This window comes from Paludibaculum fermentans, assembly GCF_015277775.1.
GTDB lineage: Bacteria > Acidobacteriota > Terriglobia > Bryobacterales > Bryobacteraceae > Paludibaculum > Paludibaculum fermentans.
On sequence record NZ_CP063849.1, the window covers coordinates 7,567,786 to 7,581,371 of the forward strand.

General features: G+C 63.9%; 15 protein-coding genes. 10 read left to right on the plus strand and 5 right to left on the minus strand.

Features of this window, described 5'->3' with window-relative positions; all coding sequences use genetic code 11:
* Positions 1-45: 45 nt before the first annotated feature.
* Together IRI77_RS29945 and IRI77_RS38745 are read left to right on the plus strand one after the other, a co-directional pair.
* The gene (locus IRI77_RS29945) at positions 46-1,119 is read left to right on the plus strand and encodes a hypothetical protein (RefSeq protein WP_194448629.1); all 1,074 of its coding nucleotides are present in this window, start codon (positions 46-48) and stop codon (positions 1,117-1,119) included.
* Positions 1,120-1,219: 100 nt separating this feature from the next.
* Positions 1,220-1,348, plus strand: coding sequence for a SpoIIE family protein phosphatase (locus tag IRI77_RS38745; protein WP_407674124.1), 129 nt, complete (start codon positions 1,220-1,222; stop codon positions 1,346-1,348).
* A gap of 44 nt (positions 1,349-1,392) precedes the next feature.
* Here the strand turns inward: IRI77_RS38745 and IRI77_RS29955 are convergent, their stop codons facing one another.
* Positions 1,393-1,737 (minus strand): ArsR/SmtB family transcription factor, encoded by a 345-nt coding sequence (locus tag IRI77_RS29955; protein WP_194453849.1) that lies wholly within the window; start codon positions 1,735-1,737, stop codon positions 1,393-1,395.
* A gap of 177 nt (positions 1,738-1,914) precedes the next feature.
* Here IRI77_RS29955 and IRI77_RS29960 point away from each other — a divergent pair, with 177 nt between their 5' ends.
* A complete protein-coding gene (locus IRI77_RS29960) occupies positions 1,915-2,661 on the plus strand; it encodes a glucose 1-dehydrogenase (protein WP_194448630.1) in 747 nt (248 codons plus the stop codon).
* A 53-nt stretch (positions 2,662-2,714) separates the two neighbouring features.
* Positions 2,715-3,446 (plus strand): SDR family NAD(P)-dependent oxidoreductase, encoded by a 732-nt coding sequence (locus IRI77_RS29965; RefSeq protein WP_194448631.1) that lies wholly within the window; start codon positions 2,715-2,717, stop codon positions 3,444-3,446.
* Positions 3,447-3,537: 91 nt separating this feature from the next.
* On the opposite strand, the gene IRI77_RS29970 is transcribed toward IRI77_RS29965, so the two are convergent.
* Entirely contained in the window at positions 3,538-4,296 is a 759-nt protein-coding gene (locus IRI77_RS29970) for an oxygen-binding di-iron domain-containing protein (protein WP_194448632.1), read from the minus strand.
* A 106-nt stretch (positions 4,297-4,402) separates the two neighbouring features.
* On the opposite strand from IRI77_RS29970, the gene IRI77_RS29975 reads away from it, so the two are divergent.
* Positions 4,403-4,948, plus strand: a complete 546-nt coding sequence (locus IRI77_RS29975; RefSeq protein ID WP_194448633.1) for an RNA polymerase sigma factor — start codon at positions 4,403-4,405, stop codon at positions 4,946-4,948.
* Positions 4,945-5,562 carry a hypothetical protein gene (locus IRI77_RS29980; protein ID WP_194448634.1) on the plus strand — a complete coding sequence of 206 codons (618 nt, stop codon included), beginning with the start codon at positions 4,945-4,947 and terminating at the stop codon, positions 5,560-5,562. Before IRI77_RS29975 ends, IRI77_RS29980 begins: the two co-directional genes overlap by 4 nt.
* 51 nt (positions 5,563-5,613) lie before the next feature.
* On the opposite strand, the gene IRI77_RS29985 is transcribed toward IRI77_RS29980, so the two are convergent.
* Positions 5,614-6,447 carry a methyltransferase domain-containing protein gene (locus IRI77_RS29985; RefSeq protein WP_194448635.1) on the minus strand — a complete coding sequence of 278 codons (834 nt, stop codon included), beginning with the start codon at positions 6,445-6,447 and terminating at the stop codon, positions 5,614-5,616.
* A gap of 184 nt (positions 6,448-6,631) precedes the next feature.
* On the opposite strand from IRI77_RS29985, the gene IRI77_RS29990 reads away from it, so the two are divergent.
* The 4 genes from IRI77_RS29990 to IRI77_RS30005 all read left to right on the plus strand — a co-directional run bounded on the left by IRI77_RS29990 (position 6,632) and on the right by IRI77_RS30005 (position 10,169).
* Entirely contained in the window at positions 6,632-7,063 is a 432-nt protein-coding gene (locus IRI77_RS29990; RefSeq protein ID WP_194448636.1) for a gluconate 2-dehydrogenase subunit 3 family protein, read from the plus strand.
* Entirely contained in the window at positions 7,060-8,718 is a 1,659-nt protein-coding gene (locus IRI77_RS29995) for a GMC family oxidoreductase (RefSeq protein WP_228486391.1), read from the plus strand. The genes IRI77_RS29990 and IRI77_RS29995 overlap by 4 nt, the downstream gene beginning before the upstream one ends.
* Positions 8,715-9,779, plus strand: coding sequence for a cytochrome c3 family protein (locus IRI77_RS30000; protein ID WP_194448637.1), 1,065 nt, complete (start codon positions 8,715-8,717; stop codon positions 9,777-9,779). The genes IRI77_RS29995 and IRI77_RS30000 overlap by 4 nt, the downstream gene beginning before the upstream one ends.
* Positions 9,780-9,881: 102 nt before the next feature.
* On the plus strand, positions 9,882-10,169 hold the full coding sequence (locus IRI77_RS30005) for a hypothetical protein (RefSeq protein WP_194448638.1): 288 nt from the start codon (positions 9,882-9,884) through the stop codon (positions 10,167-10,169).
* An 84-nt stretch (positions 10,170-10,253) separates the two neighbouring features.
* Here IRI77_RS30005 and IRI77_RS30010 read toward each other — a convergent pair whose 3' ends face one another.
* Positions 10,254-12,731 (minus strand): ATP-dependent Clp protease ATP-binding subunit, encoded by a 2,478-nt coding sequence (locus IRI77_RS30010; protein ID WP_194448639.1) that lies wholly within the window; start codon positions 12,729-12,731, stop codon positions 10,254-10,256.
* 123 nt (positions 12,732-12,854) lie between these two features.
* The gene (locus IRI77_RS30015) at positions 12,855-13,574 is read right to left on the minus strand and encodes an ABC transporter ATP-binding protein (RefSeq protein WP_194448640.1); all 720 of its coding nucleotides are present in this window, start codon (positions 13,572-13,574) and stop codon (positions 12,855-12,857) included.
* Positions 13,575-13,586 lie beyond the last annotated feature (12 nt).

Sequence of the window (13,586 nt, forward strand, 5' to 3'; positions counted from 1 at the left end):
GCTACCAGGAACAGTCTGCTTCAGGGTGGTGTCCATACCACGAGAATGAATCCCAAGGCCGCTATACCCATCGCCCTCGCCGTGTGCCTCCTGCGGGTGTCCGCTCAGCCGGCGCAGGACCCGGCAGCGGCGGTCGCTTCCAGCATCCTCAAACTCTTTGATGATCATCGGATCGTGATGCTCGGAGAGATGCATAGCTCCGTTCAGCAGCACCAACTGGTGAAGCTACTGGTGACGAATCCGGCTTTTGCGGAGCGCGTCAACGACATCGTGGTGGAGGCCTGCAATTCCCTATATCAGGAGGCGATGGATCGCTACATTGCGGGTGGGGATGTTTCGCCGGAGCGGCTCCGCCCGGCTTGGGAGAACGTCGTCGGCGCGCCCGGTGGAGCCCCGGTGCCGCCCTACCACGGCCTGTTCGCCGCCATTCGCTCCGCCAATCAGAAGTTGCCGCAGGCTCGCCGCATGCGCGTCCTCTGCGGTGACCCGCCTATCGATTGGACCCGCGTCGAAGCTCGCGAGGACATTGCGCCCTTCCTGGGCTTCCGCGACGAGCACTACGCCAGCGTGGTCCGCTATCAGGTCCTCGCCCTTCGCCGCAAAGCGCTGCTGCTCATGGGGAGCGGGCACTTCCAGCGGAGGGAGGGGAAGCCGGGTCTCATCGAACAGCAGATGCTCCAGGCCTTCGTGAAGCCCTACGTAATCCTGCCCGGCAGCGACACCGTGGGCGCGTACGACGATCTCGACGAACGCTTTCAGCAGCAGCCTGCGCCGTGGCTTGCCGAAATGAAGGACCATTGGGCCGGCGCCTTGCCGCGTTGGCAGGAGTCGCCGGTGATTGGTTACCCTGCGATAAACGTTCCCAAGACGAAGCTGGGCACCTGGGCACAGACTGGCGATGCCTACCTCTATCTTGGGACCCGCGACAAACTGACTCAAGGCGGCGAGGCATTTGACCTGGAGGGCACGCCTTACGGAGCCGAACTGCGCCGCCGGTGGAAGATCATCTTCCCAAAGCCTCCTGCCGACCTACCGAAGTCAGATGGCCAGGAGCGGCCTCTCTTCCCTCGGATGGCGCCGCCCGCGCCGGCACTGCCCCGGGTGCCCTCGCCCAATTGATTCGGCTTACCGGCATCGCCCGTTCCGGCTTGCGGCATTCCTTGCGATGGCCCGGGATCTTTGCCCCGGCCATTGAGCGTTCATCTCTACCAGGGCCATCCTGCACGGGAATCGGGGCAGCAGTGCGGAAGAACTCCTGGAGCAGATTGTGAGCGCGGTGCGCGAGTTCGGCGGGCCGGAGCCCCAGGACGACGTCACTCTCCTGGTGGCGAGGGGCCGTCCCTCGTAATCCAGCCAGGGAATCGACTCGCGTCGCCATCGCCGGCCTGATTCTCAGCTTGCACCCCGGCACTTCTCCTGGATCGCGTGCGCGGTCACAATCGCCCGCAGCAGGCCCGGAAACCGGCCTTCAATCTCCGCGCACCGGGCAGCGTTGCGCATCTCCACCCCGTGCCGCTCCCCCCGGATCAGGCCGGCCTCCCGCAGGACCTTGAGGTGCTGGGAGAGTGTCGATTTCGGTATGTGCCGGGTCCTGACTGTCGGAGAATCCGTACAGTTGCGCGGACACGCCTGTTCCACGATCTCGACAAAGAGGGCGGCCCTGGCCGGATCCGACAAGGCATGCAGGATCCCCTCCACGGTGATCTCCTCGAGTTTGGGGTGGAACAGAGGCCGCACACCTAGTAAGAGCATCCGCACTATCGATCGGGTTCAATAGTTCACAAGTTCAGAACAATTGAATCTTCCTGCCGGCTGCGCCCATCTATCCAGCTGAACCGGACGAGTGGCGGCCGAAAAGAGGCGCCCCGAAGGGTTCTCGCAATTCTATAGCGGTACCGGAAAGGGAACAAAACAATGAGCAAGCTCGCAGGAAAAGTCGCGGTTGTCACGGGGGCCTCCAAAGGCATCGGCGCCGCCATTGCCAAATCGCTGGCCTCTGAAGGTGCCTCCGTCATCGTCAACTACGCCTCCAGCAAGACCGGCGCGGATGCCGTCGTTGAGACGATTACCGCCGCCGGCGGCAAGGCTGTTGCCGTCGGTGGCGACGTATCAAAGGCCGCGGAAGCCAAGGGACTGATCGACGCCGCCATCCAGAACTTCGGCCGGCTCGACATCCTGGTGAACAACTCGGGCGTCTACGAGTTCGCCCCGATTGAAGGCGTTACGGAAGAGCACTTTCACCGCATCTTCAACATCAACGTTCTTGGCCTCCTATTGGTGACGCAGGCCGCGGTCCCCCACCTGGGTGAAGGCGCCAGCATCATCAACATCGGCTCGGTGGCCAGCAGCGTGACTCCGCCCGACACCACGGTCTACTCCGGCACCAAGGGCGCGGTTGACGCCATCACCGGAGTCCTTTCCAAGGAACTTGGGCCGCGCAGGATCCGCGTTAACTCGATTAACCCCGGGATGGTCGAGACGGAAGGCGTCCACACCGCCGGGTTCCTGAATTCCGACTTTGCGAAAGCGACCGTCGCCCAGACACCACTCGGCCGCATCGGCCAGGGGCACGACATCGCCACTGTCGCCGCGTTCCTTGCCTCCGATGATTCGAACTGGCTGACCGGCGAGATCATCCGCGCCGGCGGCGGACTCCACTAAGCGCAACGAAGTATGGCCCGCCCGCAAGTCCACCAGGAAAGAAAGGATCTGTCATGGGAAAGCTTGAAGGAAAAGTAGCAGTCATCACCGCCGCCACCTCCGGCATGGCACTCGCCACTGCCAAACGCTTCGTGGAAGAGGGCGCGTACGTCTTCATCACGGGACGCCGCCAGAACAAGCTGGATGAAGCCGTGAAGCTCATCGGCAGGAACGTAACGGGCGTCCAGGGCGATGCCGCGAATCTGGCCGACCTGGACCGTCTCTATGAGACTGTCCAGCGCGAAAAGGGGAAGATCGACGTCCTCTTCGCCAGCGCCGGGCAGGGCGAGTTCGCCAAGATCGGGGAGGTCACCGAGGAGCACTTCGACAAGACCTTCGACCTCAACGTACGCGGTACCCTCTTCACCGTCCAGAAGGCGCTGCCGCTCTTCAACAACAACGGCTCCATTATCCTGAACGGCTCCATCGCCAGCATCAAGGGCTTCCCGTCCTTTGGCGTATACAGTGCCAGCAAGGCGGCGGTCCGCTCGTTCGCGCGCACCTGGCTGTTGGAGTTGAAGGATCGCGGCATCCGCGTGAACGTCATCAGCCCCGGCACCATCGACACGCCGGCCCTGGACCCCCTCGGCCCTGACGCGAAGGAGTTCTTTAAGACGCAGATCCCCCGCGGCGAGATGGGACGCCCGGAAGAGATCGCGGCCACCGCGGTCTTTCTCGGCTCCAGCGAATCCAGCTTCGTCAACGGCATCGAACTCTTCGTCGACGGCGGTACGGCCCAGGTCTAGACAACCGGCCGCCGCTTCGATGGTCCATCGGGCGGGACTCGCCGGCCGCGGCGCCTGGCCGTCTCCGCTGCGAGTCCCGCACCGACCATACCTACCGTGATCCGGCCGAATCGAGAGTCCTGTTCCGTTCCCCTTCGAGGATCGAAGACAGCTCCCGCAACAGTGAGGCTCCATCTCCGCGATAGGCGCTCCCGTGCTGGCACGCCAGCGTCGACGGATTCAGGTCGGCCAGCCGTTCCAGGATCCCCTTTGTCGTTGGCGCCTGGGCGTAATAGTCCATCATTCCGCGCATCCCTTCGCTGGCGCTGAGAACCTCCGACTCCGTCACGGGCGGCAGGTCCGCGCCGGGTTGCGTGAACAGATCCCCGCAGAGCAGGGTCCCGGTCGAGAGATCGAACAGGATGCCGCAATCCCAGCCATGCGGCACATGTGGCGTGTAGATCCACTTCATGCGCCGGCTCCCAATCGAGAACTCCTCCCCATCGCCCAATCCGCGCGGAGTCCGCACGGCAAAGTCATTCAGCGAAGTCATCACCCCGACCTCCGACCCAAATGCAGTCGCCTCCGGCGCCGCTGCCAGCAGGTCGTTCAGCGCGCCAAACTCATCGCTTTCGAAGTGCGATCCTCCGGCCCAGCGCAGCTTTGTGACAGGCATCACTTTTTGGATGGCGGCCAGTGTCGTCGGAAACAGCTTCCGGTACCCGGTGTGGAATAGCAGCGGCTCTTCGTCCTCGATCAGGTAGGAATTGAAGGTGAATCCGCCCGGGATCACGTCCATGCGGGTCGATATGCGGTAGATCCCGGCCGCGACCTCGTCGACCTGGGTGCCTGTGAGCTGATCTGCGATCAATTGACAATCTCCTTTTTCTCGATCGGGCCGGCTGGCGGCCTCAATCCGTTTTCGCTTCGGGATGTGTAACGAACACCGGCCCCCGTTACACGTAAAATGTGGATCAATGGTCACTGGGCAGACTGATACCGAACTGGTGTTGCGAATTGGTGCCGGAGCCGACCGCGAAGCGGAAGCCGAACTTGTCCGCCGCATGGCTCCGCGGATTCGCCTGTACGGCTTGCGCCACTTGCGGGCGGAACACGCCGCGGACGATCTCATGCAGCAGGTCCTCATCACCACGCTGGAGACCCTGCGGGCCGGCCGCCTGCGCGAGCCCGAAAAACTCGCGTCCTTCGTCCTGGGTACCTGCCGCATGACGGTGCTCGACCTCCGCCGCGGCGCGCAAAGAAAGGAGCGGCTGCTGGAGCAATATGCAGCTGGCCTGCGCGTACCGGCCGGACCGTCCTTGCCGCACCTCGACAGGGAGCAGCTCGCCCGCTGCGTGCGAAAGCTGAAAGAGCGCGAACGTTCGGTTGTCGTGATGACCTTCTACGGCGATCGGGACGGTCCGGATGTGGCGCGGTCGCTTGGTCTCTCCGAGGCCAATGTCCGCGTGATTCGCCACCGCGCGGTCCATCAATTGCGCGAATGCATGGGGGTGCCCGCATGAACCAGGACGGCGGATCCGAAGCACTGCGTTGCGTGACGCCGATCGACGCGGCGGTCCTCGTCGACTACTGGCTCGCCGCACTGGTCGGCCTCGAGGAGGAGACCATCGAGGAGCACCTGTTCTCCTGCGATTCCTGCGGTGCTCGCCTGCGGGAGGTGATTGCGCTGGCCGAGGGCGTCCGCCTCCTGGCCCGCGAGGGGTCGCTCCGGATGGTGGTGAGTGACGAATACGTTCAACGCGCTGCGCGCGAAGGCCTGCGAGTCCGGCAATATGCGCCTCCGCCGGGCGGCAGCGTCGAATGCACGGTGACCGCCGAAGACGACCTGCTCATCGGGCGCCTGGCCGCGAACCTGATGGGGGCTCAGCGGGTCGACCTCTGTTTCTGTGATGAGAGCGGCGTGGAGCAGTTCCGGATGCCGGACATCCCCATCCAGCCTGACGCCGGAGGCGTGGTCTACCAGGAGTCCATGATCTTCGCCAAGGCCTCGCCCTCCAGCAGCCTCATCGCGCGGCTGGTCGCGCTGGACGAAGCAGGCGCCGAGCGTTTACTGGGGGAATACACCTTCCACCACACGCGCTCACTGCCCGGGCCCGGCACGTGGCTGCGCATCTAGACACCCTGGTGGCGGGCCGGCCAGGACCCGCATGCAGCGCCGGGTACGGCTTCAGCGCTTCTTCTCGGCGATCATCCGCACCAGCCGGACCTTGTCGGTCGTCCAATCCGGAGCATCCGTCACATCGTCCAGCTTCTCAATGCGGAATCCCTCGAACGCCTTCCTCAGCGCCACGGGATCGATGTCCACTGGACGCCGCCCGGCGCTGCCCGTATCCGAGGCGAAGCTCTCGATCACTACCAGCCCGCCCGGCCGCAACGCGCTCTTCAGCCGCTGAACATAGTCCGCGTTCTCCACGGCAAACGGCACATACGTGAAGACCATCAGGTCCCACTGAGCCACGCCGTAGTCGAACTCCTTCTCGCTCTTCTGCACAGCCGTGATCTGCACACCGGCCTTCTCCGCATTCTTCCGCGCAATCGCCAGCCCGGCGTCGGACACATCGAATCCGGTAACAGTCCACCCCTTCAGGGCGAGGAATACGGAGTTTCTGCCCTGGCCCATGCCGGCGTCCAGCGCCCGCCCCGCCGGCCGCCCCTCAATCGCCGACATCAACAGCGCATTGGGACGCGTGCTGAAGCCTGTGCCGGCACTGGAGTAGATGTTGTTGAAGATGACCTGCCAGCCATCCTGGCGGGTGCGCATCAGGGCGGTGATGGTATTGATTTGACGAACCGCGGCCGGCTCGTCAGTTCCGCCGGCGATCAGGTGCTTCCGGTACTCCGCTAGCAGCGTGCGCGGATTGTCGCTCGGCGGAGCCTTGGCCAGCCAGCCAAGAAACTGCTGCCATACTTCCTCATCCGGCATCTGTGCGCCGGAAGCGCCGGCCGCCAAACCCAGCAGACACAGCGCGGAAACCGCGGCCCAGAAACTGAACTTGCCCATACCGCAGCTTAGCAGAGCGGCCGCTGCCCGTCGCCGCTTGCCGCCTCACACAGCTGCACGATATGATCGCGGTGGATTTATTTGCGGAGGTATAGCTCTGAAACGCCGAATTTTTATCGCTGCCGCTGCCGGAGCTACCGCCGCCTGTTCGCGCGCCCCGCTCGCCCCCTCGTCTCTCCGGGTCTTGTCTCCGGAACAGGCGGTGCTGCTCGAAGCCTGGGTGGACGCCCTCATCCCGTCTGATCAGGATGCCGGAGCCCGCGATGCCGGCGTCGTACAGTACATCGATCGCCAACTCGCCCGTAAGTACAAACGCCAGCAACCGGCCTATCGCGAAGCCCTCGCCGCGATTAACCTGCTGGCCGAAGGCCAGTTCGCCCAGATTACCCTCGAGGAGCGGACGGAATTTCTCACTGCCATGGAAAAGGGCGAGGCTCCGAAAACCCTCTTTCCCGATGGCGGCAAAGCCATTTTCGAAATGGTGCTCGCGCATACAATGCAGGGCTTCTACGGCAGCCCGCGCCACGGCGGCAACAAGGATTATGCCTCCTGGAAAATGATCGGCGTCCCCCCCCTGCCGGTCCGCGGCCGCCAGCAATATGAGGTGAAATCGTGAGCGCACTGCCGCGCGTCAAGGCCGTCATCATTGGAGCCGGAGCCGGCGGACCCATCGTCGCCAAGGAACTCACTCAGGCCGGTTGGCCCGTCGTGCTGCTCGAACGCGGCCAGTGGTACACCGCCAACGACTGCCGCAAGGACGATCTGCGCAACCAGCGCAACTCAACCCTCGGCCATCCCTTTGGACCCGACGACGACGGCAATCCGCGCGTCGTGGTCACCGCCAATGGCCAGCAGCGGCTGGTTGAACCCTCCGGACCCGGCTACTCCAACAACGCGGCCTGCGTCGGCGGCGGGACCCTCTCCTATGGCGCCATGGCCTGGCGCTTCCACCCCAACGATTTCCAGATGAAGACCGTCTACGGCGCCCAAGTGCCACGCGCCGTCGAAGGCTCCACCCTGGCAGACTGGCCCATTACCTACGACGAACTGGAGCCCTTTTACGAGAAGGCTGAGTGGGAGCTCGGCGTCTCCGGCGACGTCTCCACCGACCCGTTCCACGGCCCCCGCAACAAGCCGCTGCCCATGCCGCCGCTGCCGCCCACCCGCGAGCACCTGATCCTCGAAAAAGGCGCCAAGGCCCTGGGCCTGCATCCCTTCCACATCCCCATGCTGCGCAACTCCGTGCCCTACAACGGACGCCCCGCCTGCATGCGCTGCCGCTGGTGCGTGGGCTTCGCCTGCGAAGTGGATGCCAAATGCGGCACCCAGAACACCGTACTGCCCACCGCGCTCAATACCGGGCTCCTGGAACTGCGGCTCCAGTGCATGGTGAAAGAGATCCTCGTCGACGAGCACGGCAAGGCGACCGGCGTGGCCTACTTCGACCGCCAGGGCCAACTCTGGGAGCAGCCCGCCGAGCACGTCATCGTCTCCGGTTCGGCCATCGAATCCGCCCGGCTGCTTCTGAATAGCAAGTCCCGCCTCTTCCCGCAGGGCCTCGGCAACCGCTACGACTGGGTGGGCCGCAACCTCCAGGGCCACACCTACACCGGAGCCTTCGGCCTCTTCGACCAGGACACCTACGACGACGTCGGGCCCGGCGCGGGCATCGCCATTTGCGACTACAACCACGGCAATCCCGATCTCGCCGGCGGAGCCATGCTCGCCAACGAGTTCATTCGCCTGCCTTACCAGTTCGTCAGCGGCCTGCGCGCACCAGGCGTCCCCCGCTGGGGCGCGGCCCATAAGGAGTTCGTCCGCCGCTTTTATCGCCGTTCCATCGCTGTCCAGGGGCCCACGCAGGAGATGCCCTTCTTTGAGTCCCGCGTCACCGTCGACCCTCAGGTCCGCGACAAACTAGGCATCCCCGTGGCCCGCCTCAGCGGCAACAAACATCCCCATACCATTGAGATCGGCGACGCCATGACCGCCAAGGCCGAGGCGTGGCTCAAAGCCTCTGGCGCCATCCAGACCTGGCCCAAGAAAGCAGGGCAGGGCACCAGCGGAGGCCAGCATCAGGCCGGCACCTGCCGCATGGGCAACGACCCGCGCACGTCAGTTGTCGATCGCTGGTGCCGCCTCCACGAGGTGGAGAACGTCCACGTCGTCGACGGCTCCGTCCACGTCACCAATGGCGGCTTCAATCCCGTCCTCACCATCATGGCGAACGCTTACCGCGTAGCCGGCCATCTCGTGGGCGGTGCGAAATGAAGATCGCCCTCATCCTTGCTGTCCTCGCCGCGGCCCTGGTTCTCATGGTGCCCGCCGCCAGCTTCGTCTACGAATCCGGTGGCCCCGGCGCCTGCGCCCGCTGCCACGAGATGGGCACGCCCGTGGGCCAGTGGATGGGCTCCACCCATCGGAAAGTACCCTGTGCCGATTGCCATGGCGACGCCATGACCACCGATCCCGGCTTCCATCTCACCAACGCCCGCCGCGTCCTCGATCACGCGCAAGGCAATATCCCGGACCGCGCCCATCTCCGCCCGTCCGACATCTTCAGCATGCTGCCCCGCTGCCAGCGTTGCCACCAGCAGGAGTTCGCCGCCTGGGCCAATGGCCCGCACGCCACGCCCTACAAACGCATCTTCCTCGATCAGAAACACAACAGCACGCGCCATCTCATGGACGACTGCCTGCGTTGCCACGGCGCCCATCTGGACGCCGGCGTCCGTGATCTCGTCCAGCCCATGAACCGCAAGGGTCCCTGGACCCTGATCCGCGCTGAACTCTCAGACCGTCCCGCCATCCCCTGTCTCAGTTGCCACGCCCTGCACCGTGCCGGCATGCCTCTGGAAGACCGCCGCCTTGAGTCGCGGACCCTGGGCAACCGCCAGGAGCGCTTTCGCCCCTCGCTCGCTTTCTACGATCGCCGCGAGCAGGAATCCATCCCTGCGTCGATGTTGCCCGTCCCTGCCGTGTTGGATGGGGACCGGCCCGTCAAGATGAGCCCGGATCCCCGCGGAGCCCTCTGCTACCAGTGCCATGCGCCCATGTCCACCATGCAGGTGCGCTCCGGTGACGACCGTACGCCCATCGGCGTCCACGAAGGACTGTCGTGCCTTGCCTGCCACGACAAGCACCGCCAGACCACACACGCCAGTTGCTCCACCTGCCACCCGCGCCTCTCCAACTGCGGCCTGGATGTCGAAAAAATGGATACGACCTTTGCCAAGCCCGGCAGCGCCCACAACGTTCATTTTGTGAAGTGCCAGGACTGCCATCCCAAGGGCGTCCCACCGCGGAAGCTAGCGGCCGCCAAGGCGCCCTAGTTCGCCCGTTACTCCTTCGATGGATAGGACTTCACGAAGAAAAGTACTCCAAATTTCCGTGCCAATGATGCAGAGGCCGTTCATCTCGGATACGATTGTGGTTTGAAGCGAGTATTGCTCATCGCGGTGTTGGTGTTGGCAGGGGGGGGCGTCTCGGACTTGATGCGCGGGCAAAGCCCGAATCCCGCGCCCCACGGCACCAACTACGACCCGCCGATCGTCGCCCGGCCCAAGGATCCGGCCCCGCCTCCGCCACCACCTCCGGAGGAGCCGCTCTTCAGCCTGCAGGACATCGACCTCGACAAATCTGACACTTGGGTAAAGATGGCGCTACTAATGGGCTCCATCGTCCTCGCGTTGCGTGCCTTCCGCCAGATGCGGGGCGATTAGGCACTCCCAGGCAGGGCAACCCGGCAGGAAACACGAAGGGCCGCCTCGTTGGAGGCGGCCCTTCTGCTTGCGGGTAGGTGCTACTTAGAACGGATAGAGCGAAATGGCTTCGCCGGACGAGGGTCCGCCGGCGCCTACCGTGGCGACATCAGCTTCCGCATTGATCACCCGGCAGAAGATGCCCGTCTCGCCCAGGTACACTTCATACTCGGCCGGACGCAGCAGCGAGCCCTGGATCAAAGCCTCCGACAGCGGATCCTCGATGTACTTCTGCAGCGCCCTGCGCAGCGGCCGCGCGCCGTAGCTGCGGTCCGTGCAGGTCTTTTCCAGAATGTACTTCGCGGCATCCGGCGCCAGCTTCAGCTTGATCTGCTTGGCCACCAGGTTGATGTTGATCTGAGCCACCATCAGGTCGATGATCTGGATCAGGTCTTCTTCCGCCAGCGAAGTGAACAGGATCACCTCGTCCAGGCGGTTCAGGAATTCCGGATTGAAGGCGCGCTTCACTTCCGCCTGCACCATGTCTTCGATCTTGGACGGCACTCCGGAGGCCGTCTGCGCCGCGAAGCCCAGTTGCCCCTTCTTGTCGAGGAACCGCGCCCCAAGATTCGAGGTCATGATGATGATCGTGTTCTTGAAGTCCACCGTATTGCCGATACCATCGGTCAACTGGCCGTCTTCAAAAACCTGCAGCAGGATGTTGTAGATGTCCGGATGAGCCTTCTCGATTTCATCCAGCAGGATGATCGAGTAAGGATTCCGCTTCACCCGCTCGGTGAGCTGCCCGCCCTCCTCATAGCCGACATAGCCGGGAGGCGAACCAATCAGCTTCGACACCGAATGCTTCTCCATGAACTCCGACATGTCGAAGCGGATCAGCGATTTCTCACTGCCGAACAGGAACTCGGCCAGGGCGCGCGCGGCTTCGGTCTTGCCGACGCCCGTGGGGCCCAGGAACAGGAAGCAGCCCGACGGCCGCTTGGGTGACTTCAAGCCGGCGCGGGAGCGGCGGATGGCACGAGCCAGGGCGCTGATCGCCTTCTCCTGGCTGATGACCCGCTTGTGCAGCTCTTCCTCGATCCGGATGAGCTTGCTGACTTCTTCTTCCTTGATCGCCGTCATCGGCACGCCGGTCCACTTGGCGACGACTTCTTCAATGTCGTCCTTCGTGACCACGCCCGTCGACGTATCGTCCAGGTTGTACTTCTCGCGCAGCAGCCGCAGGTTCTCGCGTTCCTTGCGCTCTTCATCGCTATAGAACCGGGCCTTCTCGAACTCGTGGTTCGCGATGGCCGTCTCCATGCGGTGAACAATGAACTTCACCCGCTTCTGGATGTCGCTGATGTCCGGCGGCAAAGTGGTTTGGCGCAGCTTCACTCGCGCACCCGCTTCGTCGATGAGGTCGATCGCCTTGTCGGGCAGGAAGCGGTCCGGAATGAAACGGCTGGAAGCGAACACCGAGGTTTCAATCGCATCGTCCGTATAGGCGACGGCGTGGAACTTCTCGTAGCGCTCCTTGATGCCGAACAGGATCCGGCAGGCATCCGCCTCACTCGGAGGCGGAACCTTTACCGCCTGGAAGCGGCGTTCCAGCGAGCGGTCCTTCTCGATAGACTTACGGTACTCAGCCGGCGTCGTGGCGCCGATGCACTGAATCTCGCCCCGCGACAGCGCGGGCTTCAGGATATTGGCGGCGTCCAGCGAGCCTTCGGCCGAACCGGCGCCCACCAGCGTGTGCAACTCGTCGATGAAGATGATGGCGTTCTGGTTCTCCATCAACTCCTTCATGATCGTCTTGAGCCGCTCTTCGAACTGGCCGCGATACTTCGTGCCGGCCACAATGAGCGACAGGTCCAGGGCCAGGATGCGCTTGTCCGCCAGGAAACTGGGGACGTCGCCTTCGCTGATCTTCTGGGCCAACCCTTCGACAATGGCCGTCTTGCCCACACCTGGCTCGCCGATCAGCACCGGATTGTTCTTGGTGCGGCGGCACAGGATCTGAATCACCCGCTCCAACTCATAGTCGCGGCCGATCAGCGGATCCAGCGCGCTATCGGACGCCGACTGGGTGAGGTCGCGGCTGAACTCGCTCAACAGCGAGGACTCTTTCGGTCGCGAAGCGGTGGTCTTCTCGGAACTGGCACGCGCTATCTCATCGCGCACCTGGTTGAGCCGCAGTCCGCGCTCGTGGAGGATCTCGGCGGCAAAGCACTTCTCTTCGCGGAGCAAGCCCAGCAGAAGATGCTCAGTCCCGATGTGCTTGTGCCCCAGGCGTTCGGCTTCTTCCGCCGCATACGCCAGGACGTGTTTGCATTCCGTGCTCAGCGGAAGGTCGACCGACGTCGATACCTTCTCCCGGACAGTCGTCTGCGCCTCGATCTGCTTGCGGATCGACTCGATGTTCGCCTGCGACCGCAAAAAGCGATTCGCCAGCGGCTTGTCTTCCCGCAGCAGCCCGAGCAGCAGATGTTCCGTCTCAATGTACGGGCTGCCGAACTGGCTGGCCTCATAGCGCGCGAAGAAGATTACTCTCCGCGCCTTTTCTGTATAGCGTTCAAACATAGGTTTGCGCCTCTCGTGGAGCCCGGGACTCGGACGGAGATGCCCCTGGCTTCCCAGCACCGGCGCGACCAGAGCCGATGCGTCTATCCCGCGCGCCGGTCTGCAGCGCGCCCTGTCCTAATTCTAAGATGCCGGAGGGGTCGCCTGCGCACCCAGATTCCGTATTTTCCCGCCCCGCAGTTCCAGAACCTTCGTTGCGCGCTCCGCGTAAGCTGGATTGTGGGTCACATATAGGGTCGTTAATCTACGCCGCTCGTGGACCTCCTCGATCAATTCCATGATCATGTTACCGGTCCGCTCATCCAGGTTTCCCGTCGGTTCATCCGCCAAAAGCAGCTTAGGACCGGCCACCAAGGCCCGCGCCAGGACGACTCGCTGCTGCTCTCCGCCGGATAGCTCTCCCGCCAGGTGATGGCCCCTGGCCGCCAGCCCGACCTCGGAAAGCAACTCCTGCGCCTGCTCCGCCGCACCTTTCCGCTCGCCCCGGATCAGCAGCGGCATCATGACATTTTCCAGGGCCGTGAACTCCGGCAGCAGCGTGTTCATCTGCCAGACGAACCCAATGGCCCGGTTCCGCAGGTTGGCCAACCCGCCCTCATCCAGTCCTTCCGTGGCCTGGCCATCCACCCGGATTGTTCCCTCGCTCGGCGCATCCAGCAGCCCTAAGAGGTGCAGCAGCGTGGACTTACCCGTCCCGCTCTCTCCGGTCAGCGCCACCCGGTCGCCCGCCTCCAGCCGCAGGTCCAGCCCCGCGAAGACCGTCAGCTCCGCCGGGCCGCTATGGTACCGCTTGCCCAGTCCGCGCGCCTCCAAAGGCGGCACGTTCTCACCGTGTTTGGCCATTTGTCACTTTAA

Coding starts and splice junctions, on each gene's coding strand:
- IRI77_RS29985 (WP_194448635.1), bottom strand. CDS start 6,447: ATGGGCAAGTTCAGTTTCTGGGCCGCGGTTTCCGCGCTGTGTCTGCTG.
- IRI77_RS29965 (WP_194448631.1), top strand. CDS start 2,715: ATGGGAAAGCTTGAAGGAAAAGTAGCAGTCATCACCGCCGCCACCTCC.
- IRI77_RS29945 (WP_194448629.1), top strand. CDS start 46: ATGAATCCCAAGGCCGCTATACCCATCGCCCTCGCCGTGTGCCTCCTG.
- IRI77_RS30000 (WP_194448637.1), top strand. CDS start 8,715: ATGAAGATCGCCCTCATCCTTGCTGTCCTCGCCGCGGCCCTGGTTCTC.
- IRI77_RS30010 (WP_194448639.1), bottom strand. CDS start 12,731: ATGTTTGAACGCTATACAGAAAAGGCGCGGAGAGTAATCTTCTTCGCG.
- IRI77_RS30015 (WP_194448640.1), bottom strand. CDS start 13,574: ATGGCCAAACACGGTGAGAACGTGCCGCCTTTGGAGGCGCGCGGACTG.
- IRI77_RS29980 (WP_194448634.1), top strand. CDS start 4,945: ATGAACCAGGACGGCGGATCCGAAGCACTGCGTTGCGTGACGCCGATC.
- IRI77_RS29960 (WP_194448630.1), top strand. CDS start 1,915: ATGAGCAAGCTCGCAGGAAAAGTCGCGGTTGTCACGGGGGCCTCCAAA.
- IRI77_RS29975 (WP_194448633.1), top strand. CDS start 4,403: ATGGTCACTGGGCAGACTGATACCGAACTGGTGTTGCGAATTGGTGCC.